Below are 22,195 nucleotides of genomic sequence, written 5' to 3'. Positions count from 1 at the left end.
CCTTCAGGCGGGCGCAACTGCTGGTTCGGGCACCAGCACCAGATGCCCGATCGCGGTGTTCGAACAGGGAATGTGATAGTGACGGTGGAGCAGTCGCGTGCGCAGGCCCAGCGCCCCGCGCATGATCAGCCACATGACCATCTCGATCCCTTCCGATCCGGTCTCACGCAAGTATTCGATATGGGGAATCCAGCGCGCCGCATCAGACTCGCCCACGAGCATGTCCATGAAGGCGTTGTCCCACTCGCGGTTGAGCAGGCCCGCGCGCTTGCCCTGAAGCTGGTGGCTCATGCCGCCCGTGCCCCAGATCTGGACGTTGAGGTCTTCGGGGAAGCTCTCGACCGCGCGTTTGATCGCCTCGCCCAGCGCCCAGCAGCGGTTGCCCGAAGGAACCGGATAAGTCACCACGTTGACCGCCAGCGGCACGACCTTGACCGGCCAGGCCTCGGGCTGGCCGAACATCATCGAGAGCGGCACGGTCAACCCGTGGTCGACATCCATCTCGTTGATGACGGTCATGTCGAATTCGTCGAGGATCAGGCTCTGCGCGATGTGCCAGGCCAGATCGGGGTGGCCTTCCACGTCGGGCACGGGGCGCGGGCCCCAGCCTTCGTCGGCGGGCTTGTAGCTCTCGCCACAGCCGATGGCGAACGTGGGCACGATCTTCATGTCGAAGGCCGAGGCATGGTCGTTGTAGACCAGCACGATCACATCGGGCTTCTCTTCGCGCTCCCAGGCCTTTGTCCATTCGTACCCGTCAAAGATCGGGCCGAAATAGTCGTCCTGCGTCTTGCCCTGGTCGACCGCCACGCCCAGCAGGGGCACGTGGCTCGACGCGATACCGGCGGTAATCCGCGCCATGTCAGTTCTCCTGTCCCGGCGCCTTGCCGCTTGCAGCAGCAAGGTTGGCCCTGATCGAGCGGTTACCCTCGGGGCTGCGGCCCCCGTCCATCATCATCTGGCGATATTCGGGCCAGGTCAGGTCGGTCATCGTCGAGACCGCCTCGGCAAAGGGCAGCCCGTCGGTCGAGAACAGCTTGGACAGGAAATAGACATTGCCGCCCAGATCGAGCAGCGCGTTGTAATCGCGCGCGAGCAGGGCCTGCTTGGCTTCCTCGCTGATCTTCCATTCGTCGATATAGGCGCGCTCGTCGGCCTTGAACCGCGCGCGGTTGTCCGCCTTCATCAGGCTCATCGCGAACTGGTTGATATGATAGCCCCGGCGCGCCCGCGCGGCGGTATAGACGCGCGTGCCGGGAATATCGTCGAACTCGGCGAGATATTCGTGAATGGTCTGCGGCCGATTTTCCGGTCCTGCGGACGGTGTTTCCTCTCCCGATACGGTCATAGGCCCCTCTCCTTGAGCTTGCTGTCGAGGCGCGGGAACACGCGGCGGGCATTGCCCTCGAAGATCGCGTGGCGCTGCGCCTCGGACACGTCCAGCGCATCGACATAGCGCTTGGTATCGTCGAAATAGTGGCCCGTGGCGGGATCGATGCCGCGCACGGCGCCCACCATTTCCGAGCCGAACAGGATGTTCTTGGTCTCGATCACTTGCGCCAGAAGGTTCACCCCCGGCTGGTGATAGACACAGGTATCGAAGAACACGTTGTTCATCAGGTGCCCGTCGAGCGCGGGCTTTTTCAGCATGTCGGCCAGCCCGCGATAGCGCCCCCAGTGATAGGGCACCGCGCCCCCGCCATGGGGAATGATGAACCGCAAGGTCGGGAAACGGCTGAACAGGTCGCCTTCGAGAAGCTGCATGAAGGCGATGGAATCCGCCGCGATGTAATAGGCCCCGGTCGCGTGCATCGCCGGGTTGCAGCTGCCCGAGACGTGGATCATCGCCGGAACGTCGAGTTCGACCATCTTCTCGTAGAACGGGAACCAGAATTCGTCCGTCAGTGGCGGATGCCGGAAATGCCCGCCGCCCGGATCGGGGTTGAGGTTGCAGCCGATGAAGCCCAGTTCGTTCACACAGCGATCCAGCTCGGCGATGGAGCTGGTCATGTCGGCCTCGGGGCTTTGCGGCAGCATGCACACGCCCGCGAACGTCTCGGGATAGAGCGCCACGACGCGCGCGATCAGGTCGTTGCACGCCCGCGCCCAGGGCACGGCCACGCTCTGGTCGCCGACATGGGGGGCCATGGCGCTGGCGCGGGGCGAGAAGATCGTCATGTCCGCGCCGCGTTCCCTGATCAGGCGCAACTGGTTGGCCTCGATCGTCTCGCGGATCTCGTCGTCGGTGATCTCGGGGTAGGGCGGCGCCTGCTCGCCCGCCTTGAAGGCGGCCTTCTGCTGTTCGCGCCAGGCGTCATGCGCCTTGGGCAGAACGGTATAGTGGCCATGGCAATCGATAATCATGGTCATTGGGCCGGTTCCCTGGAAATGGCGGTGAAAGGGATAGTCTGGCCTGCCTGCGCGCGCTGGCGGGCCACGGTGCCGCGCGTCATCAGCGGCTCGACGCCGAGGTCTTCGAGCGTGCGCGCGGATTCCTCCATCTCGGCGGCGCGGCGCAGCCCGTGGGTGGTCATCCGCTCGATGTTGTAGGCCGCGCGGGACAGCCAGCTGTCGGTCTTTTCGCTGGCGTCGAGCGAGGCGAGCACCTCCTCGACGACCCCGGCGCGCGTGGCGGCCAGCATCATCTCGGCGGTCAGCGCCTCCACGCCCTTGACCATGACCGAGCGGATCATCTTGATCGCGCTGGCCCGGCCCACCTCGTCGCCCACGACACGGACATTGACGAAGCCCGCTTCGCCCAGCGCCTGCGCAGCCTCGGGCGCGGCGGGCCCGGAAACCAGCAGCGGCACCTTGAGCCGCGCCGGATGGACCGGGGCGAGCACCGCGACATCGACATAGCGCCCGCCCGCCGCCTCGACCGCATGGGCCGCGGCGCGCTTGGTCTGGGGCGCAACCGAATTCATGTCGCAGAACAGCGCGCCCTCGCGCAGCCACCCGGCGTAGTCCTCCGCCACGGCCAGCGCGCTGTCGGCGGTGACCAGCGAGAGCACCAGATCGGCGGAAATCAGCGCATCGCGCGCACTGGCACAGGCCACGACGCCTGCTTCCTCAATCGCCGCGCGGCGCGCCGGTGCAATGTCAAAAGCCTGGGCGCCAGCCTCCCAGCCCGCCGCGCGGGCAAAAGTGGACCCGGCCTCTCCAAAGCCGATCAGGGCAAGCATTCTCTCCATGCCCGACGTGATGCGGCCCGGCCCCCGCGCCTACAAATGCAAAGAACGCCAGCCCCATAACTTTATGCGAAGTCTTGCCCGGAAACCGTGCGCAACAGAGCCAGGAAATCGGCCTGCGGGGCAGTTGGCCGCCAAAGCGCGCGGTGGGTCAGGCCAATCGTGCGCCGGACCGGCACAGGCGTGGGCCGCATGGCCAGAACCCCGCTTTCCAGTTCGACCGCCAGTTGCGCCGGGCTGAGCAGGGTGAGCGCATCGGAGCCCACCAGCAATTGCCGCACGGTCAGCACCGAGCCACACTCGATGCCGACATGGGGCGGCGCCTCCCCGGTCACCGCGCGCATCATCGCCTCCCAATAGAGCCGCAGCGGGGTGTCGCCGCCGGGCAATATCCACGGGAAGGCACGCAAGGTTTCCGCGTCGAGCGGGCGATCATGGCCCGCCAGCGGATGCCCGGCGCGCATGATCAGCGCGGGCCGGTCCTCGAACACGGCTTCCTGCACCAGATCCTCGAACGCGCCCCCTTCGCGCAAGGCCCCCAGCATCAGGTCGATCTCCCCGTCGCGCAAGGGGCCGACCAGTTCGGCATGGCTGCCCTCGACCACGGCCACGTCGACACCGGGATGAAGCCGCGCGAACCGCAGGATCGTCTCGGGCAGCCAGCGCGCGCGCGACAGCGGCATGGCCCCGATCACCACGCGCCCGGCCACTTTCCCCTGATAGGCGGCCACTTCGTCGAGCCCGCTGCGCAATTCGGCCATGGCCAGGCCAAAGGCACGCGCGCGCCGTGCGCCCGCCGGGCTGAGCAGCACCGTGCGCCCGCGCCGCTCGACCAGCCGCTGCCCCAGCGCCACCCCCAGATCGGCCACCGCCCGGTGCAGCGAGGCCGCCGAGAGCCCGGTCGCCTCAGCCGCCCCGGCATAAGACCCGGCGCGGGCCAATGCGAGGAACGCGCGCACCTGTGTCCCCGTCACACGCGGAGAGCCGATATGGGCGATGGCCGCCTCGGCACGCGGGGCGAGCAGCAGCGCGGGCGCGGTCGCGGTCATGCCCGAGGCCCCGCGCTCGAACAGCGCGCAGCCCAGATCGGTTTCGAGCCGGGCGATGGCCTGGGTCAGCGCGGGCTGGGTCAGGTTGATCGCCCGCGCGGCGCGGGTCACGCTGCCATGGCGCACCGTGGCGGCGAGCGCGGCGAGGTGGCGAATGTTGAGGGCCGGTTCGGCGCGGGAATGGAACATGACCCAAAGACTTAGCATTTCCTTATGCCCCACGCCAAACATTGCATTTGGCGCCCGTGGCTGGCGGTTCCATGTCCGGTGCCAAGAAAATGTGGGAGAATTTCCGATGGCAGGCCCAAAGGCGGGTATCGTGGTGCAAAACATCGAGCGGGCCGATCCGGCCGTGATCGAGGGGCTGGCCGCCTGCGGCGTTGCCACCGTCCACGAAGCGCAAGGCCGCACCGGCCTTCTGGCCAGCACCATCCGCCCGATCTATCGCGGCGCGCGCATTGCCGGCTCGGCGGTGACGATCAGCGCGCCGCCGGGCGACAACTGGATGATCCATGTCGCCATCGAACAGATCAAGGCGGGCGACATCCTCGTGCTTGCCCCCACAAGCCCTTGCGAAGACGGCTATTTCGGCGATCTTCTGGCCACCTCGGCACAGGCGCGCGGCTGTCGCGGGCTGATCATCGACGCGGGCGTGCGCGACGTGCGCGACCTGACCGAGATGGAATTTCCCGTCTGGTCCAAGGCCATCTACGCGCAAGGGACGGTCAAGAACACGCTGGGCAGCGTCAACGTGCCGGTGGTCTGCGCCAATTGCGCGGTCCAACCGGGCGACGTGATCGTGGCCGACGATGACGGCGTCGTCGTCGTCCCGCGCGAAAATGCCGCCGACGTGCTCAAGGCCGCGCAGGCGCGCGAGGCCCATGAGGGCGAAAAGCGGCTGAAGCTGGCGAGCGGGGTGCTCGGCCTCGACATGTACAAGATGCGCGAGCGGCTGGAAAAGGAAGGCCTCAGGTACGTCTGAGCCGCAAAAGCCCCCTCCGTCAGCCCTGCGGGCTGCCACCTCCCCGCACAGCGGGGAGGACCCGATCCTCCCCATGCAATGGGGAGGGGGACCGCCGCCATAGGCGGTGGTGGAGGGGCTCTTTTCCCACACCACAAGGAACCCGCAAGCCATGACCACCGGACATTCGGCCCCCTGCATGTGGATGCGCGGCGGCACCTCGAAGGGCGGCTATTTCCTCAAGGACGATCTCCCCGCCGACACGCCCACGCGCGATGCGTTCCTGCTGGCGGTGATGGGCTCGCCCGATCCGCGCCAGATCGACGGGCTGGGCGGCGCCGATCCGCTGACCAGCAAGGTCGCCGTGGTCAGCAAATCGAACCGCGAAGGAATCGATGTCGATTACCTGTTCCTTCAGGTCTTCGTCGATCAGGCCATCGTGACCGACGCGCAGAACTGCGGCAATATCCTGGCCGGGGTCGGCCCCTTTGCCATCGAGCGCGGGCTGGTGGCCGCCACGGGCGAGGAAACCCGCGTGGCGATCTTCATGGAAAACACAGGGCAAGTCGCGGTGGCCACCGTCCGGACACCCGGCGGCGTGCCCACGTATGCGGGCGAGGCCGCGATCGACGGGGTGCCGGGCACCCATGCGCCGGTCCCGCTCGAATTTCGCGACACCGCCGGATCGAGCTGCGGCGCGTTGCTGCCCACGGGCCATGCCGTCGATGTGATACAGGGCGTGCCTGTCACGCTGATCGACAACGGCATGCCCTGCGTGGTGATGCAGGCGCAGGACCTGGGGATCACCGGCTACGAGGACCGCGACTGGCTCGATGCGGCCAGCGACCTCAAGACCCGGATCGAGGCGATCCGCCTCGAAGTGGGGCCGCTGATGAACCTTGGCGATGTCAGGGAAAAATCGGTGCCCAAGATGATGCTGGTGGCCCCGCCGCGCCATGGCGGCGCGGTCACCGTGCGCAGCTTCATTCCCCATCGCGCCCATGCCACGATCGGCGTGCTGGGCGCAGTCTCGGTGGCGACGGCCTGCCTGCTCGAAGACTCGCCCGCCGCGCAAGTCGCGCACGTGGCTGATGGCGCGCGCAAGACGCTCTCGGTCGAGCATCCGACCGGCGAGATGAGCTGCGTTCTGGAAGTGGACGAGGAAGGCGCGGTGCGGACCGCCGCCCTTCTGCGCACCGCGCGCAAGCTGATGGACGGCACGGTATTCGGCTGAATGCCGCCAAGGAGAGGATGACAAAGATGAGCGAACGGATCGTTTCCTGGCATGGCGCCCCGTCGAAGCCGGCCTACACCCCGCCGCCCGGCGCCATCGACGCGCATTGCCACGTCTTTGGCCCGATGGCGCGCTTCCCGTTCAGCGCCAAGGCCAAGTACCTGCCACAAGACGCCGGGCCGGACATGCTGTTTGCCCTGCGCGATCATCTCGGCTTTGCGAAGAACGTGATCGTCCAGGCCAGTTGCCACGGGACCGACAATGCCGCCACGCTCGACGCCATCGCCCGATCGAACGGCAAGGCGCGCGGCGTGGCCGTCGTCGATCCGGCGATTTCGGAAGAAGGGCTGGCCGCGCTCCATGACGGCGGCATTCGCGGCATCCGCTTCAATTTCCTCAAGCGCCTCGTCGACGATGCGCCCAGGGACAAGTTCCTCGAAGTGGCCAAGCGCCTGCCCAGGGGCTGGCACGTGGTGATCTATTTCGAGGCCGACATCCTTGAGGACCTGCGCCCGTTCATGGACGCCATCCCCGTGCCCTTGGTGATCGACCACATGGGCCGCCCGGATGTGAGGCAAGGGCCCGATGGCGCCGACATGAAGGCCTTTCGCGCATTCCTCGATTCGCGGCCCGACATCTGGTTCAAGGCGACCTGCCCCGACCGCCTCGATGCGGCGGGCGCCCCGTGGGATGCCTTTGCCCGTGCCGTCGCCCCGCTGGTGGCCGACTATCAGGACCGCGTGCTGTGGGGCACCGACTGGCCCCACCCCAACATGCAGAGCGCCATTCCCGACGACGGGCATCTGGTCGACATGATCCCGCGCATCGCCCCCACGGTCGAGCTTCAGCGCAAGCTGCTGATCGACAATCCGACCGCGCTCTACTGGGCGGACTGACCCGTTCCGCAGGGGGGATGGCGCGCGCCTTCCCCCTGTTTTCCTTTCTGTCCCGGCGTGTTATCTTCGGCGCCATGGCCGAGCCCTACTCCCTCGTGTTCACTGCCGCGCCCGAGCACATCGACGAGCTCGGCCACGTGAACAACGCCGTCTGGGTCCACTGGATGGAACAGATCGCCGTCAGTCACTGGGAACATGTCGCTCCGCAAGCCCATCGCGAGGCCACGATCTGGGTCGTGACCCGGCACGAGATCGACTATCGCGGCAATGTGAAGCTGGGCGAGAGCGTGACCGCCACCACCTTCATCCCCGATCCGCCCCATGGCGCGCGGTTCGACCGGCGGGTCGATTTCGCCAATGCGGCGGGCAAAATCATCGTCAGCGCGCGCACGACATGGGCGCTGCTGGACCGCGCGAGCGGGCGTATCTTGCGCATCACGCCCGAGATCGCCGCGCCATTTTGGGATGGCACCGGCGCCTGAACCCGCCTAAGGGGCGCGCCCATGACCACTGACCTTGCTCTTGCCCGTCTGGGCCGCCTTGTTGCCGCCACGCATTCCTGGGACGCCGCGCGCGCGGTCAAGACCTGGGCGCCGAGCGAGGACGACAAGGCGCTGATGGCCACGCGCGCGCAGGACGTGCTCAAGGTCATGGCCGGAAAGGCCGTCACCGCGCCGATGCTCAATGCCGCCTATGCCGTCCACCTTGCCCGCGGGCTCGATGCGCCGATCCATGTCGTGGAAGGCACGCTGAGCGTGGCGGGCGAAGTGGTGGCCGAGGATCACGGCTGGGTCATGGTCGGGCCGTGGCTGGCCGACATGGCGCTGTTCTCGCGCGCCTATGCGCCCGATGCGCCGCCGCGTCTGGCCGCCCATGTCCTGCGCGCGTTCGGCCCGAACAAGGGGCTCTATTGCGAAGCCTGGCGGCGCACCGCGCGCATGGGGCTGGGCTATGAACCGCGCCGCGTGCTGGGCGAGGATGAAGTGACCGCGCTGGTCGGCGAGGCGACCGCCAGCTTGCGCGCGCCGCAGGGCTGAATTTTTCCCCTCCACCACCGGCCCCTCCACCACCCGCTGCGCGGGCGGTCCCCCTCCCCATTGCATGGGGAGGATTTCAAGATCCTCCCCGCTTGCGGGGAGGTGTCAGCCCGTCAGGGCTGACGGAGGGGTATCAGAGCGGGTTGCCGTCCTTGTCGCGATAGATTTCGCGGCGGCCGACATGGTTGGCCGGGCCCACGAGGCCGTCCTGCTCCATGCGCTCGATCCATTTGGACGCGGTGTTGTAGCCCACGCCCATCTGGCGCTGAATCCAGCTGGCCGACGCCTTCTGGCTTTCGAACACGAGCTGGCAGACCTGACGGTACTTGCGATCCTCCGGGTTGTCCGAGGTATCGAGTTCATCGAACCCATACGAGCCTTCTTCGGGCTCCTCGGTGACCGAATCGACATAGTCAGGCTTGCCCTGACCGCGCCAGTGGTCGGCCACGCGTTCGACTTCCTCGTCGCTCACGAAGGGGCCGTGGACGCGGCGGATCGGGTCGGTGGCGGGCTTGTAGAGCATGTCGCCCTTGCCCAGCAGCTGTTCGGCGCCCTGTTCGCCCAGGATCGTGCGGCTGTCGATGCGGCTGGTGACGGCAAACGAGATTCGCGTGGGCAGGTTGGCCTTGATGACGCCGGTGATGACATCGACCGACGGGCGCTGCGTGGCCATGATCAGGTGGATGCCCGCCGCGCGGCTCTTTTGCGAAAGACGCTGGATCAGGACTTCGATTTCCTTGCCCACCGTCACCATGAGGTCGGCCAGTTCGTCGACGATGACCACGATCTGGGGCAGGACCTGATATTCGAGCTGCTGTTCCTCGAACAATTCCTCGCCCGTCTCGGGATCGAAGCCGACCTGGATGCGGCGACCCAGCGGCTTGCCCTTGCTTTGCGCCGCGCGGACCTTTTCGTTGAAGCCCGAGAGGTTGCGCACGCCGATCGACGACATCTGGCGATAGCGGCGCTCCATTTCCTCGACCGCCCATTTCAGCGCGCGCACGGCCTTGGCCGGCTCGGTCACCACGGGCGAGAGCAAGTGGGGAATGTCGTCGTAGGACTTGAGTTCGAGAACCTTGGGATCGACCAGAATCATCCGGCACTGCGCCGGGGTGAGCCGGTAGAGCAGCGAGAGCAGGATGCAGTTGAGCCCGACCGACTTGCCCGAGCCGGTGGTGCCCGCCACCAGCAGGTGGGGCATCGTGGCCAGATCGGCGACGATGGGTTCGCCCGCGATGTCCTTGCCCAGAATGATCGGCAGCAGGCCCTTGGCGTTGACGAACTTGTCGCAGCCCACCAGCTCGCGAAAGGCCACCATGTCGCGCACCGCATTGGGCAGTTCGATACCCATGACCGTGCGGCCCGGAATGGCCGAAACGCGCGCGGAAATCGCGCTCATGTTGCGGGCGATGTCGTCGGCCAGGCCGATCACCCGGCTCGACTTGATGCCCGGCGCGGGTTCGAGTTCGTACATCGTGACCACCGGGCCGGTGCGCACGGCGGTGATCTCGCCCTTCACGTTGAAATCGTCGAGCACGTTTTCGAGCAGGCGCGCGTTGCGTTCGAGGCCCAGCTTGTCAATCTTGGGCTGGCTGTTGACGGGCGGCTCCTCCAGCAACTCGATGGCCGGAAGCGCGAACTTGTCGAACAGGTCGTTCTGGCGCGCGGGGGCCTTGGCCGCCGGGGCCGGGGTGCGCTGGGGATCGGAAATCTCGGTCGGGCGGCGGGGCGCTGCCGCATCGGCGGGGATCACCGGGCTGCGCGTGTCGAACGGCACGTCGTCGTCGTGCCCGGCTTCGTCCTCGTCATCGTCATGCGCGGCCTGTCCGGTCTCGTCCGCCTTGGCCTTGGGCGCGCGGCGCTGGCGGGCGGGGATCGGCTCGCCATCCTCGTCCACGCGCGGGGCGCGGCGCAGCACCGCCGGAACGGTCAGCAGGCGCCGCCAGTCGAGCGCGAAGACACGCCCCCCCAGAAACAGCCCGGCGCCCAGCACAGCCACTGCCAGAACGCCGATGATCCAGCCCTGCGCCACCGGCACGAGATGGGCGAGCGCGCGAATCGCCGCCGCCCCCAGAAGGCCGCCCAGCCCGCCAAACCCGGCCGGAAGGCTCCCCCCCGAACCGGGCGCCAGCCCGCTGAACGCGAGCGAAAGCGCCGTGCCCCCCAGCATCATCGCCGCCACGAGCCCGAGCACCAGACGCCACCACGCCGGATCGCCGGGCGCGGCGCCTTCGTCGTCGTCATCGCCGGTGGTTTCGCCCACAGTCTGGCTCTCGTCGCCCGCTGCGGCCCACAGGCGCCGCCCGAAGACGAACAGCAAGGGCACGATCAGCACGCCGGGCAGGCCGAAGACCAGCAGCACGCGCTCGGCCGCCCAGGCCCCGCCCAGCCCCATCCAGTTCTCCACCGGGCTGCCCGAAGCGGTGCTGCCCGAAGGATCGGTCTGGGTATAGCTGGCCAGCGCAAGCGCGAGGAACGCCATCGCCAAAAACAGCGCGGCCCCGCCGATCAACTCGACACTGCGCCGCACGCTGCGGCGCAGGACAGCCCGCCAGTTGGGCCCGACACGGGTGCCCGGACGGTTGGAGATGAGAGCCCGCGATGCCATGATACCTGTATTTCCCTTCGCCCCCATCATCGCCCCAAGCCGCGACCGGGTCAAGAATCCTGCCAGAAATCCACGGTTTTCTGCGACTTGTCGCGCGTTCCTTGTCTGATCCGAAACTGTCGTTTCGGATTGTTCGGCACCGGCCCGCTCCCCCACCCGGCCTCCCTACGATAGTACCCTATGGGAGGCCGGGTGGGGGAGCGGGCCGGTGCCGAACCGAAATTCGCCTCTTCGGCGAATTTCGAATCAGCCACTCAGCCCATCTATCGCGGCCCAGCCATGGGCGGGCCCCTGCGGGGCCACCAGCCGCCGCGCGCGCGCCGCGTCCATGCCGCCCAGTGCCAGAACCGGCAGCGGGCAGCGCGCCGCCAGCAGGGCAAAGCGCAAGCCTCCCAGCACCCGCCCACCCGGATGGCTGCGCGTGGGGAACACCGGCGAAAGCAGCACCGCATCGGCCCGCGCGCGCACCGCCTGCCCGATCTCGCGCCCGTTGTGCGCGGTGGCAAGCCGCAAGCCAGACTGCGGCGGGCCCGGCACCCGCGCCAGCGTTCCGGGCGCGCCATAGCGTCCTTGCGCGCCCCGCCCACAAGGCGGCCCTGCCGCGATCAGCATCACGCCATGGGCCCGCGCCAGCTTGCGCAAGGCGGCAAAGCGTCGCGCCCGCGCGGGCGGATCGAGGTGATAGTGCCGGAACACCAGCCCGCTTGCCCCCCCCTGACCTTGCGCGCCGCGCGGCAGGCGCGCGAGGGCGCGGGCCAGAAAGGCATCGTTGCGCGCATCGCTGATCAACAGCAGGCGCGGGACAGGGTGGCGCTTTGCCATGGCCGCGCTATAGCACCGCGCCATGACCGGACCAGAGCCCATCCTTTCCTCCTCCTCGCCCGCTTTCTCTCCGCTTGCCGACGTGCGCGAGCGCATGGCGCAGGCTGCGCGCATCGCCCAGCGCCAGATCGGGGAGATCACCCTCGTCGCCGTCTCCAAGACCCACGAGGCCCCCGCCATCCGCCCGCTGATCGCGCAAGGCCAGCGCGTGTTCGGCGAGAACCGCGTGCAGGAAGCCGAAGCCAAGTGGCCCGCCCTGCGCGAGGAATGCCCGGACATCGCGCTCCATCTGGTTGGCCAGTTGCAATCGAACAAGGCCGAGGATGCGGTGCGGCTGTTCGATGTGATCCATTCGCTCGACCGCCCCTCGCTGCTGACGGCGCTGGCCCGCGCGATGGACAAGACCGGGCGCCGCGTGCCCCTGTTCGTCCAGGTCAACATCGGCGCCGAGGAGCAGAAGGGCGGCTGCGCGATTGCCGACCTGCCCGCCCTGCTGACGCAAGCGCGCCAGGCCGACCTTCCGGTGCTGGGCCTGATGTGCGTGCCGCCGGCGGGAATCGAGGCCGCGCCGTTCTTTGCCCTGCTCGACAAGCTGGCCGCCGACCATGGCCTCGAAGGGCGCTCGATGGGCATGAGCGAGGATTTCGAGGTCGCGATCCAGCTGGGCGCCACCCACATCCGCGTGGGCTCGGCCCTGTTCGGCGCGCGCGGCTGATACCGAAGCTGGCATCGGGCCTCACCCGTTCTCCGCAACGTAGAAAGCCCTGTTAACCGCACAAGTGCTTAAGCATTGATGCGGAGGCGGGCTTTCAGCGCGCCGCGCTACCCACCGGTCTAAGGCCTTGCCCCGATGGCCGCTCCCTTTTCGGGGGCGGCACGGGCAATGCGAGAGACTTGTGCCAGTATCCTACAAGCGCCGAAGGAAGGTTCCCTACCTGATCCGCAGGATACGGATCATCGCCGCGCGCGCGGGCATGCGCCAGCGCTTCGGGATGATGTATGCGGGCGCTGTCGTCATGCAGGCGCTCTCGATCATCATGGTCGCGCTCCACGACCTGTTCGACCGCTATTACGAGGGCGTCGGCTATCCGCTGCTGGTGGCCGCGCTGTTCCTTCAGGTCACGGTGGTCGCCTGCCTCGTGCTGTTCCGCTCGATCCTGATCGCCCAGCACCATCACGAACAGCACATGCGCGCCGATTCCGAGCAGGCGCGGCGGCGCACCGCCGAACTCTTCGCCATGACCGACATGCTCCAGGCTGCCGAAACCAACGAGGAAGCCGGCGCCGTGCTGATGGTCACCGCGCGGCGCCTGCTGCCCGGCTATGGCGCGGCGCTCTATGTGCTCAACAATTCGCGCGACCGGCTCGATCTGGCGCGCAGCTGGGATCTGGGCGGGGGCCATGTCATCACCGAATCGCTCGCCCCGGCCAATTGCTGGGCGCTCAAGCGCGGCAAGGCCCACCTCAACGCGCCCATCGAAGGTGGCCTGTGCTGCGCGCACCATGCCGGAAACAACTCGGTGCTGGAAATCCCGATGATGGCCGCAGGGCAGGTTCAGGGCCTGCTCGTGCTCACCCGCGAGGGCGCCCTCCATGGCTCGGACATTGCCGAAGAAAACGCGGGCGTGCGCAATCTGGGCCATGCGCTGGCCGATTCGATGTCGCTCGCGCTGTCCAACATCGCCCTGCGCGACCGGTTGCGCACACAATCGCTGCGCGATCCGCTGACCGGGCTCTACAACCGCCGCTACATGGAAGACACGCTCGAACGCTTCCTCGCGCTGTCTAACCGCTCGGGCAGCTCGACCGCGGTGATCATGATCGATCTCGACAACTTCAAGTCGCTCAACGACCAGCACGGTCATGCCAAGGGCGATTCGGTGCTGCGCGACGCCTCGGCGCAAGTCATGGGCGCGCTGCGGCCCACCGATGTGGTCTGCCGCTATGGTGGCGAGGAAATCATCGCCATCCTGCCCGATTGCCCGCTCGACGATGCGGCGGCCAAGGCCGAGCAGATCCGCCTGCGTATCCTTGCGCTCAGCGACATGCATGGCTGCCCGGTCAGCGCCTCGCTCGGCGTGGCCGCCATGCCCGAAACCACCGTGCGCGGCGAGGAGCTGATCCCCGATGCCGATGCCTCGCTCTATCTGGCCAAGGCCAACGGCAAGAACCAGGTCCTTGCCGCCGAGCGGGTCACCTCGGGCCTGACCCTCGCGCGGGTGAACCACGGCTGATCCACCCGGCGCGAAGCATCTGAAAAAGCGCCTTGGTGTCTGATCCGAAACTTTCGTTTCGGATCGTTCGGCACCGGCCCACTCCCGTCCCGAAGAACACGAAAACGTCCGGGGGACGTTTTCGCTGAGGGGGCCGACCTCCCAACGATAGTACCCTATGGGAGGTCGGGTGGGGGAGTGGGCCGGTGCCGAACCGAAATTCGCCTCTTCGGCGAATTTCGAATCAGACTCTTAATCGGCGGCCTGATGGCGCTTGAGTTCGTCGCCAACCAAAGTCACCACATGGAGCAGGTTGGTCGCCCCCGGCGTGCCGAAGGGCACCCCGGCCAGCGCCACCAGCTTCGAACCGGCCACCCCGAAGTCGTGGCGCAGGGCCATGCGCTTGCCCTTGGCGATCATTTCCTCGAAGCTGCCGATGTCCTTGGTGGCCACGGCATGGGCGCCCCACAGCAGGCCCACCTTGCGCGCGGTGCGCTCGGAAGGGGTGAGCACCAGCATCGGCACGCCGGGCCGCTCGCGCGCCACGCGCCGCGCGGTCGAGCCGGAGCCCGTGAACACGATGATCCCGGCAATCGGCAGGGTCTGCGCGATCGAGGCACAGGCCTGAGCCAGCGCGTCGGAGGTGGTAGGGTCGGGCAGGGTCTCGATGAAGTGGACCCGCGCGCCATAGCCCGGATCGCTTTCGACCTGCACGGCGATGCGGTTCATGATCGCCACGGCTTCCTCGGGCCAGGCGCCCGCCGCCGTTTCAGCCGAGAGCATGACCGCGTCGGCCCCGTCATAGACCGCATTGGCCACGTCGGACACTTCGGCGCGGGTGGGCGTGGGCGCCTCGATCATCGATTCGAGCATCTGCGTGGCCACGACCACCGGCTTGCCCTGGCGGCGCGCGCTTTCCACGATGCGCTTTTGCAGCGGGGGCACTTCCTCGGGGTTGAGTTCGACACCAAGGTCGCCACGCGCGACCATGATGCCGTCAGACAGCTCGATGATCTCTTCGAGGCGCGAAATCGCCGCCGGCTTCTCGATCTTGGCCATCAGCGCGCCCTGCCCGCCCATCAGGCGGCGGGCTTCGGCCACGTCCTCGGGACGCTGGACGAACGAGAGCGCGATCCAGTCGGCCATGTGCTCGACGGCAAAGGCCAGGTCGCGGCGGTCCTTTTCGGTCAGCGCGGGCACCGGCACGACCGCATCGGGCACGTTCACACCCTTGCGATCGGAGATCACCCCGCCCACTTCGGCCGAGCAGAGGATCGAGTCGGCCTCGGCCCGGATGACCCGCAGGCGCAGCTTGCCATCGTCGATCAGCAGGCGCTGGCCCTTCTGGAGGATGCCGAACAGCTCGGGATGGGGCAGGCAGACGCGGGTTTCATCGCCCGGTTCGGGATTGCGGTCGAGCGTGAAATGGCCCGAATGGCGGATCACCGCGCGCCCTTCCCGGAACGTGCCCACGCGCAGCTTGGGCCCCTGAAGGTCGCACAGCACGGTAATCGGGCGCTTCACTTTCGCTTCGAGCGCGCGGATATTGGCGATCGTTTCGGCATGGGTGGCGTGGTCGCCATGGCTCATGTTGACGCGGAAGGCATCGGCCCCGGCGTGGAACAGCTTTTCGAGCATTTCGGGGGATCGGCTCGCCGGTCCCACGGTGGCGAGGATCTTGACCTTGCGATCACGCTTGTCGGGCTGGGCCACGATGCGACAACTCCCTTTTTCTGAGCCCTTGGAGGGCTTCCAATCCCGGCTCGCTATGGCCTATGCGGGGGCAAAACCCAAGGGAACCTGAACCATGGATACGAATTACCCGGCGCCCAGCCCTGATCCTCTCGACTCCCTGCCCGATGCCGTGGCCGCCCAGGCCTTCCGCCATCTGGTCCGCCATCTGCGCCAGCGCCACGACGCGCAGAACATCGACCTGATGGGTCTGGCCGGATTCTGCCGCAATTGCCTCGCCGACTGGATCAACGAGGCGGGCGCCGGGCTCGACAAGGCCACCGCGCGCGAAGTGATCCACGGGCTTCCCGCCGCCGAGTGGAAGGCGCGCTATCAAACCGAAGCCACGCCCGAACAACTGGCCCGCATGGACGAAAGCCTGAAGAAGAACGCCGAAGTGCGCGGCTGACCACAGCCGATCGCATCTGGCCGCGATTCTATCCACAGGCCCCGCTTTGCCCGAATCCGCGCGCGCGGCTATCAGCACGCGCCTGACGGCCTCAAGCGGCCACCCCTTTTGAACATTTTCGGAGATTTCTCATGGCCGACGCCGCTGACGACCGCCTGCGCCTTCTGATCGAACGCATCGAGCGCCTCGAAGAGGAAAAGAAGGGCATCGGCGACGACATCAAGGACGTCTACAACGAAGCCAAGGCCGCCGGCTATGACGCCAAGATCATGCGCCAGATCGTCCGCCTGCGGAAGATGAAGCCCGACGACCGCCGCGAGATGGAAGCCATCCTCGACGTCTACAAGAACGCGCTCGGCATCGATTGATGGTTTGAAGATCCGAAACACAGTTTCGGATCGTTCGGCACCGGCCCGCTCCCGTCCCGAAGAACACGAAAACGTCCGGGGGACGTTTTCGCTGAGGGGGCTGGCCTCCCTACGATAGTACCCTATGGGAGGCCGGGTGGGGGAGCGGGCCGGTGCCGAACAGAAAATTCGCAAAAGCGAATTTTCTCAGCCAAGAAACCTCGCCAAAGCCACCGCCGCGAGATTGCCCAGCCCATGGGCAGCAATCGCGGCGGGCAGGCCCACCCTCACCCGGATGAAGCCGAAGACCAGCCCCGCCCACAATTGCGGCAGGACCATCGGCACCAGCGCCAGCGCGGCCCAGCCGCCCGGCCTCGGGTAATTGGTCAGGTGAAACAGCGCGAAGACCGCCGCCTGCACCGCAAACAGCCCCGGAAACGCGGTCACGAACCAGCCGGGCACCGCCCGCCTGCGCAGGGCCCACCAGCCCCCCGCCCCGCCCAGCAGCGCCAGCAGCGCCACCAGCAGGCTCAAGGGATGGGCCGCCCCGTCGCGCATCGTCCAGAGCGCGCCTGCCAGCACCACCAGCGCGCCCAGCAGAGCGAAGCCGCGCGGACGCCCGCCCAGCCAGCCGCGAAAGATCGCCTCTTCCCCCAGCGGCGCGACCAGCACGACCACCGGCACCAGCAGCATCGGCGAAACCTCGCCAAACGCCTCGGGCGCGGGCAGGCTCATGAGCTTCTGCCAGACATGCAGCAAGGGCCCCAGCACGAGCACGAGCACGGCCAGATAGAGCGCGCTCGCCCCCGCCCAGAGCGAGCGCCCCTCGCCCGAGCCGAGCCCGAGCGGGACCGACCAGCGCGGATGACGCAGAAAGGCAAGGAAAGCGCGCGCGGCGGAAACGAACGCGGAAACAAACGTGGTGAGGATCATGGCGCCCAGCCCTATCGCGCAAGGCCTTAACGGCAGGTGTGCCCGAACAGCCCGGCGTCATGGCCCAGCGTAACGGCAAAGCCGGGCATCATGGCAAACATTGCCGTTTTGCCCCGCTTGGGCTAGGGGGCTGGCCAAGACATCCCACCCCACAAGCCGCAAGAAGCAGGACCATGGCAGGCCATTCCAAATTCAAGAACATCATGCATCGCAAGGGCGCGCAGGACAAGAAGCGCTCGGCGATGTTCTCCAAGCTCAGCCGCGAAATCACCGTGGCCGCCAAGATGGGCATGCCCGACCCGGACATGAACCCCCGCCTGCGCGCCGCGATCAACGCCGCCAAGGCGCAGTCGATGCCCAAGGACAACATCCAGCGCGCGGTCGACAAGGCCAGCAAGGGCGACGGCGAGAACTATGAAGAAGTGCGCTACGAGGGCTATGGTCCGGGCGGCGTGGCCATCATCGTCGAGGCGCTGACCGACAACCGCAACCGCACCGCCACCAACGTGCGCACCGCCTTTGCCAAGAACGGCGGCAACCTGGGCGCTTCGGGCGCGGTCAGCCACGGCTTCGAACGCCTCGGCCTGATCGAATACCCCGCCAGCGTGGGTGACGAGGAAAAGGTTCTCGAAGCGGCCATCGAAGCGGGCGCCGACGACGTGGAATCGGACGAAGACCAGCACCAGATCTGGACCTCGATCGACAGCCTGCACCCGGTTAGCCGCGAACTGGAAAAGGTTCTGGGCGAAGCCGAAGCGGTCAAGCTGGCCTGGAAGCCGAGCCTGAAGACTTCGGTCTCGGTCGACGACGCGGCCACGCTGCTCAAGCTGATCGACGTGCTCGACGACGACGACGACGTGCAGACCGTCTGGGGCAACTACGAAATCCCCGACGACGTCATGGAAAAGCTGGGCTGATCGGCCCGGCGTGATGATGCTTATTCCATGATCATTCTGGGCGTCGACCCCGGCCTGACCTGCACCGGCTGGGGTCTCGTGGCCAAGGCGGGCAGCCGGTTGAGCCATATCGCCAATGGCCAGATCCGCACCGACGCCAAGGCCACCATGGCCCAGCGCCTGGTCGAACTCGACGCGGCGCTGACCGACGTGATCCTTCGCCACCGCCCCGATACCGGGGCGGTGGAAGAAGTCTTCGTCAACGTGAACCCGCAATCGACGCTCAAGCTGGGGCAGGCGCGCGGCGTCGCGATGCTCAGCCTCGCGCGCTCGGGGATGCCGGTCGCCGAATATTCGACCAAGGTCATCAAGAAGGCGCTGGTCGGCACGGGCGGGGCCGAAAAGCAGCAGATCCAGCACATGCTGAAAATCCTGCTCCCCGGCGTGAAGCTGGCGGGCGAAGATGCGTCCGACGCGCTCGCCGTGGCGATCACCCACGCCAACATGCTGGGCAGCCACCGCTAGGCTCCTCCCCTGTTGCGCCCGCGCGGCATCCCTGCCATAGGGAACAAACCATGATCGCCAAGCTTACCGGCATTCTCGACGACACCGGCCCGGACTGGGCCATCATCGACGTCAACGGCGTCGGGTATCTGGTCCATTGCTCGGGCAAGACGCTCACGCATCTGGGCGTGCGCGGCGACAAGGTGGTGATCCACACCGAAATGCAGGTGAGCGAGACCGACCAGCGCCTGATCGGCTTTGCCAGCGCGGGCGAGCGGGCGTGGTTCCGCCTGCTCACGGCGGTTCAGGGCGTGGGTTCCAAGGTCGCGCTGGCGATCCTCTCGGCGCTCTCGGCCGAAGAACTACAACGCGCCTGCGCCGGGGGCGACGCGGCGATGGTGGCGCGCGCCAATGGCGTGGGGCCCAAGCTCGCCAGCCGCATCGTCAACGAACTCAAGGACAAGGCCGGGGGCCTCGCCGGCCTCTCGGGCGGCCTGGGCGTGGCCGGAGAGGCCGGAGGGGCCGATATGGCGCTCCCGGCAGGCTCGGCCAGCATGGACGCCGTCTCGGCCCTGCAAAACCTCGGCTTCAAGCCTGCCGTGGCATCGAGCGCGGTGGCCTTCGCGCTCAACGAACTGGGCGAAGACGCCCGCCTCAACGACCTCGTGCGCGTGGCCCTCAAACGGGCAACAGGCTGATGCGCCCCCTCATCAGATCCTCCCCATGCAATGGGCCACACTCCATTCGATCCTCCCCATGCAATGGGGAGGTGGCAGCCCGCAGGGCTGACGGAGGGGCCCTCCCTTTCCCAAGCCACACCGCCCGAACCCCCTCCGCAAAAAACCCCTCGGTCAGCCCTTCGGCCTGCCACCTCCCCGCGCGCGGGGAGGATCGTGGGGTGTTTCCGTTCCGCCCTCTTCCACGCCTGGCGGACAATCTGGTTGCAGTGACCCTTTCATGACCGACAATCCGCTTCTGTCCGCCCAGCCCCAGGCCGAAGACCTCGACGCCGCGCTGCGCCCCAAGACGCTGGCCGAATTCGTCGGTCAGGAGGCCGCGCGCGAAAACCTGAAAATCTTCATCGAAAGCGCCAAGCAGCGGCGCGAGGCGATGGACCATGTGCTGTTCTTCGGGCCGCCGGGTCTGGGCAAGACCACGCTGGCGCAGATCATCGCGCGCGAGCTGGGCGTCAGCTTCCGCTCCACCTCGGGGCCGGTGATCGCCAAGTCGGGCGATCTGGCCGCGCTGCTCACCAATCTGGAAGCGGGCGATGTCCTGTTCATCGACGAAATCCACCGCCTCAATCCGGTGGTCGAGGAAGTGCTCTATCCGGCCATGGAAGACCGCGCGCTCGACCTGATGATCGGCGAAGGCCCCTCGGCGCGCTCGGTGCGGATCGACCTGCCGCCCTTCACGCTGATCGGCGCGACGACCCGGCAGGGCCTGTTGCAGACCCCGCTGCGCGACCGCTTCGGCATTCCGGTGCGCCTGCAATTCTACACCGTGGCCGAACTGGAACGCGTGGTGACGCGCGGGGCGAACCTGCTGGGCGTGGGCATCGATGCGGGCGGCGCGCGCGAGATTGCCCAGCGCGCGCGCGGCACCCCGCGCGTGGCCGGGCGCCTGCTGCGCCGCGTGCGCGACTTTGCGCAAGTGATGGGCGACGGGGCGATCACCCAGGGCCTCGCCGATCAGGCGCTGACCCGTCTTGAGGTCGATTCGCTCGGCCTCGATCTTCAGGACCGCCGCTACCTGATGATGATCGCCGACATCTACAAGGGCGGCCCGGTGGGTGTCGAAACGCTCGCCGCGGGCCTGTCGGAGCCGCGCGACACGATCGAGGAAGTGATCGAGCCCTATCTGATCCAGCTCGGCCTCGTCGCGCGCACAGCGCGCGGGCGCTGCCTCAACGACCGGGGCTGGCAGCATCTGGGAATCACCCCGCCCAGTGGCCAGGCCCCCGCGGGCACCCTGCCCGGCCTGTTCGATCCGCAGGACTGAACGGGCGCGCCCACCTGTCGGAAACGGCAACACTGGGCGCGCGGGAAGTTCCAGATTGGGACAGAGTTAACCCCACCGGTGCCTTTGCGGCAAAATATCGCAATCCAGAGGCGTCAAACCCGGTTAATGCCATGGACGCTGGGCTGCTGATCTGCGTTGTTCACAGGCACAGACGGGGAAGTGGCCTGTTAAGCGTTCGCTGCTAGACCCCGTTCACGAATTCGGCGCCCGAAGCAGTTCCGCTCCGGGCTCTAGCGAGAGCGATGATCATGTCGGTTAGGATGGCATTGGCGAAACTGGCGGCCTGCGCGGCAGGTGGCGCGGTTCTGGGCGGGGGCGCGGTTCACGTCTCCGAAGCGCCGTCCACCGGCGAGATCCACCATATCAAGCCGATCAAGATCAAGCAGGCCAAGCCGCGCCCGATCAAGCGCGTGGTTCACCGCAAGGTCCATCGCTACCGCAAGATCGTCGCCGCCCCGCCAGCGCCTGCCTGCGTGCCGGCGGCTCCCCAATATGCGGCCGCCGATCCGGGCCCCTACATGGCCCCTCTCCCGACCGATCCGGGTGGCAGCGGCGGCGTGCCGGTGGTCATCGGCGGGGGCCCCGTGGGGGGCTTCGGCGGCTTTGGCGGCGGGTTCTTCGGCGGGTTCTTTGGCGGCAGCGGTGGCGGCGGCGGGAACGTGGTGGTCTCCTCGACCAGCACCGGGTCGACGTCCACGTCCACCTCGGGCGGATCGACTTCTACCTCTGGCGGGTCCACGTCGAGCGGAAATGTTTCCACGTCCAGTGGCAACGTGTCCACCTCCAGCGGCAGCGTATCCACGTCGAGCGGCAATGTCTCGACCTCCAGCGGCAACGTGTCCACGTCGAGCGGCAACGTCTCGACGTCTTCGGGCAATGTCTCGACGAGCACGTCGTCCAGCTCGTCGACATCGAGTTCGACATCAACGTCGTCGTCGACCTCCACTTCGTCGTCCTCGTCGACGTCTTCCTCTTCGTCTTCATCGTCCAGCAGTTCGTCGAACGGAAGCACCAGCAGCGGGACCACCAACGGCGGCACCGACGTGCCCGAACCCTCGATGGTCCTCCTCTTCGGAGCCGCAGCCGCAGCACTGGTCGCGCGTCAGCGCTGGGGCAGGAGCCGTCAGGTGGCCTGAAACCACGGATCGGGCCCACGGCAGCAGTCGTGACCTGACGGTCTCCACGGGGGGACGGCTTTCGGGGGGAAGCCGTCCCTTTTTCGTTGGCCTGTCTGCATCGCTGCGCCGGGCCTGTTGCCCCCTCCCTGTTCCCCCCTCCTCACCCGCACAACGAAAAAGGGCGGCCCTTTGCAGGACCGCCCCTTTTTCAGATCAGCGACGGTGCG

23 protein-coding genes are annotated in these 22,195 nt (G+C 67.4%); 14 read left to right on the top strand and 9 right to left on the bottom strand.

Translation table 11 applies throughout. From position 1 onward, the window contains the following. Positions 1-3 precede the first annotated feature (3 nt). The 5 genes from SBI20_RS14215 to SBI20_RS14195 all read right to left on the bottom strand — a co-directional run bounded on the left by SBI20_RS14215 (position 4) and on the right by SBI20_RS14195 (position 4,426). A complete protein-coding gene (locus SBI20_RS14215; protein WP_317975632.1) occupies positions 4-861 on the bottom strand; it encodes a class III extradiol dioxygenase subunit beta in 858 nt (285 codons plus the stop codon). A 1-nt stretch (position 862) separates the two neighbouring features. Then, positions 863-1,348 carry a protocatechuate 4,5-dioxygenase subunit alpha gene (gene ligA / locus SBI20_RS14210; protein WP_317975631.1) on the bottom strand — a complete coding sequence of 162 codons (486 nt, stop codon included), beginning with the start codon at positions 1,346-1,348 and terminating at the stop codon, positions 863-865. Next, on the bottom strand, positions 1,345-2,370 hold the full coding sequence (locus SBI20_RS14205; RefSeq protein ID WP_317975630.1) for an amidohydrolase family protein: 1,026 nt from the start codon (positions 2,368-2,370) through the stop codon (positions 1,345-1,347). The genes ligA and SBI20_RS14205 overlap by 4 nt, the downstream gene beginning before the upstream one ends. Further along, positions 2,367-3,191: an NAD(P)-dependent oxidoreductase gene (locus SBI20_RS14200; RefSeq protein ID WP_317975629.1), complete on the bottom strand. Its 825-nt coding sequence runs from the start codon at positions 3,189-3,191 to the stop codon at positions 2,367-2,369. Before SBI20_RS14200 ends, SBI20_RS14205 begins: the two co-directional genes overlap by 4 nt. A gap of 62 nt (positions 3,192-3,253) precedes the next feature. After that, on the bottom strand, positions 3,254-4,426 hold the full coding sequence (locus SBI20_RS14195) for a LysR family transcriptional regulator (RefSeq protein ID WP_317975628.1): 1,173 nt from the start codon (positions 4,424-4,426) through the stop codon (positions 3,254-3,256). A gap of 106 nt (positions 4,427-4,532) precedes the next feature. On the opposite strand from SBI20_RS14195, the gene ligK reads away from it, so the two are divergent. The 5 genes from ligK (at position 4,533) to SBI20_RS14170 (ending at position 8,365) form a co-directional block, all read left to right on the top strand. After that, on the top strand, positions 4,533-5,219 hold the full coding sequence (gene ligK, locus SBI20_RS14190; protein ID WP_317975627.1) for a 4-carboxy-4-hydroxy-2-oxoadipate aldolase/oxaloacetate decarboxylase: 687 nt from the start codon (positions 4,533-4,535) through the stop codon (positions 5,217-5,219). A gap of 151 nt (positions 5,220-5,370) precedes the next feature. After that, the gene (locus SBI20_RS14185) at positions 5,371-6,432 is read left to right on the top strand and encodes a 4-oxalomesaconate tautomerase (protein WP_317975626.1); all 1,062 of its coding nucleotides are present in this window, start codon (positions 5,371-5,373) and stop codon (positions 6,430-6,432) included. Positions 6,433-6,458: 26 nt separating this feature from the next. Beyond that, positions 6,459-7,328 (top strand): amidohydrolase family protein, encoded by an 870-nt coding sequence (locus SBI20_RS14180; RefSeq protein WP_317975625.1) that lies wholly within the window; start codon positions 6,459-6,461, stop codon positions 7,326-7,328. A 74-nt stretch (positions 7,329-7,402) separates the two neighbouring features. Continuing rightward, entirely contained in the window at positions 7,403-7,810 is a 408-nt protein-coding gene (locus SBI20_RS14175) for an acyl-CoA thioesterase (protein WP_317975624.1), read from the top strand. Between the two features lie 21 nt (positions 7,811-7,831). After that, positions 7,832-8,365 carry a hypothetical protein gene (locus SBI20_RS14170; RefSeq protein WP_317975623.1) on the top strand — a complete coding sequence of 178 codons (534 nt, stop codon included), beginning with the start codon at positions 7,832-7,834 and terminating at the stop codon, positions 8,363-8,365. A gap of 133 nt (positions 8,366-8,498) precedes the next feature. Here SBI20_RS14170 and SBI20_RS14165 read toward each other — a convergent pair whose 3' ends face one another. Further along, positions 8,499-10,973, bottom strand: coding sequence for an FtsK/SpoIIIE family DNA translocase (locus tag SBI20_RS14165; RefSeq protein ID WP_317975622.1), 2,475 nt, complete (start codon positions 10,971-10,973; stop codon positions 8,499-8,501). Between the two features lie 246 nt (positions 10,974-11,219). Then, positions 11,220-11,795 carry a thiamine phosphate synthase gene (locus tag SBI20_RS14160; protein ID WP_317975621.1) on the bottom strand — a complete coding sequence of 192 codons (576 nt, stop codon included), beginning with the start codon at positions 11,793-11,795 and terminating at the stop codon, positions 11,220-11,222. Positions 11,796-11,817: 22 nt separating this feature from the next. On the opposite strand from SBI20_RS14160, the gene SBI20_RS14155 reads away from it, so the two are divergent. Together SBI20_RS14155 and SBI20_RS14150 are read left to right on the top strand one after the other, a co-directional pair. Beyond that, complete coding sequence (locus tag SBI20_RS14155) at positions 11,818-12,510, top strand: YggS family pyridoxal phosphate-dependent enzyme (protein WP_317975620.1); 693 nt, start codon at positions 11,818-11,820, stop codon at positions 12,508-12,510. 181 nt (positions 12,511-12,691) lie between these two features. Continuing rightward, complete coding sequence (locus SBI20_RS14150; protein WP_317975619.1) at positions 12,692-14,029, top strand: GGDEF domain-containing protein; 1,338 nt, start codon at positions 12,692-12,694, stop codon at positions 14,027-14,029. A gap of 231 nt (positions 14,030-14,260) precedes the next feature. On the opposite strand, the gene pyk is transcribed toward SBI20_RS14150, so the two are convergent. Continuing rightward, positions 14,261-15,721, bottom strand: a complete 1,461-nt coding sequence (gene pyk / locus SBI20_RS14145; protein WP_317975618.1) for a pyruvate kinase — start codon at positions 15,719-15,721, stop codon at positions 14,261-14,263. A 94-nt stretch (positions 15,722-15,815) separates the two neighbouring features. Between pyk and SBI20_RS14140 the strand changes: the two genes are divergently transcribed. Both SBI20_RS14140 and SBI20_RS14135 read left to right on the top strand, forming a co-directional pair. After that, positions 15,816-16,148 (top strand): DUF1244 domain-containing protein, encoded by a 333-nt coding sequence (locus tag SBI20_RS14140; RefSeq protein WP_317975617.1) that lies wholly within the window; start codon positions 15,816-15,818, stop codon positions 16,146-16,148. Positions 16,149-16,279: 131 nt separating this feature from the next. Beyond that, entirely contained in the window at positions 16,280-16,516 is a 237-nt protein-coding gene (locus SBI20_RS14135; protein ID WP_317975616.1) for a DUF2312 domain-containing protein, read from the top strand. A 186-nt stretch (positions 16,517-16,702) separates the two neighbouring features. On the opposite strand, the gene SBI20_RS14130 is transcribed toward SBI20_RS14135, so the two are convergent. Next, positions 16,703-17,428 carry a CPBP family glutamic-type intramembrane protease gene (locus SBI20_RS14130; protein ID WP_317975615.1) on the bottom strand — a complete coding sequence of 242 codons (726 nt, stop codon included), beginning with the start codon at positions 17,426-17,428 and terminating at the stop codon, positions 16,703-16,705. A 173-nt stretch (positions 17,429-17,601) separates the two neighbouring features. Here SBI20_RS14130 and SBI20_RS14125 point away from each other — a divergent pair, with 173 nt between their 5' ends. The 5 genes from SBI20_RS14125 to SBI20_RS14105 all read left to right on the top strand — a co-directional run bounded on the left by SBI20_RS14125 (position 17,602) and on the right by SBI20_RS14105 (position 21,986). Continuing rightward, positions 17,602-18,345: a YebC/PmpR family DNA-binding transcriptional regulator gene (locus SBI20_RS14125; RefSeq protein ID WP_317975614.1), complete on the top strand. Its 744-nt coding sequence runs from the start codon at positions 17,602-17,604 to the stop codon at positions 18,343-18,345. A 27-nt stretch (positions 18,346-18,372) separates the two neighbouring features. Continuing rightward, entirely contained in the window at positions 18,373-18,849 is a 477-nt protein-coding gene (gene ruvC / locus SBI20_RS14120; protein ID WP_317975613.1) for a crossover junction endodeoxyribonuclease RuvC, read from the top strand. A 50-nt stretch (positions 18,850-18,899) separates the two neighbouring features. Next, positions 18,900-19,526, top strand: a complete 627-nt coding sequence (gene ruvA, locus SBI20_RS14115; RefSeq protein ID WP_317975612.1) for a Holliday junction branch migration protein RuvA — start codon at positions 18,900-18,902, stop codon at positions 19,524-19,526. 259 nt (positions 19,527-19,785) lie between these two features. After that, positions 19,786-20,829 (top strand): Holliday junction branch migration DNA helicase RuvB, encoded by a 1,044-nt coding sequence (ruvB, locus tag SBI20_RS14110; RefSeq protein ID WP_317975611.1) that lies wholly within the window; start codon positions 19,786-19,788, stop codon positions 20,827-20,829. A 281-nt stretch (positions 20,830-21,110) separates the two neighbouring features. Then, positions 21,111-21,986: a PEP-CTERM sorting domain-containing protein gene (locus SBI20_RS14105; protein WP_317975610.1), complete on the top strand. Its 876-nt coding sequence runs from the start codon at positions 21,111-21,113 to the stop codon at positions 21,984-21,986. Positions 21,987-22,195 lie beyond the last annotated feature (209 nt).

It is taken from the genome of Novosphingobium sp. IK01, from assembly GCF_033242265.1.
Lineage (GTDB): Bacteria > Pseudomonadota > Alphaproteobacteria > Sphingomonadales > Sphingomonadaceae > Novosphingobium > Novosphingobium pituita.
Note: the sequence above shows the minus strand (reverse complement) of the source record. Positions and strands in the feature narration are given on the sequence as shown.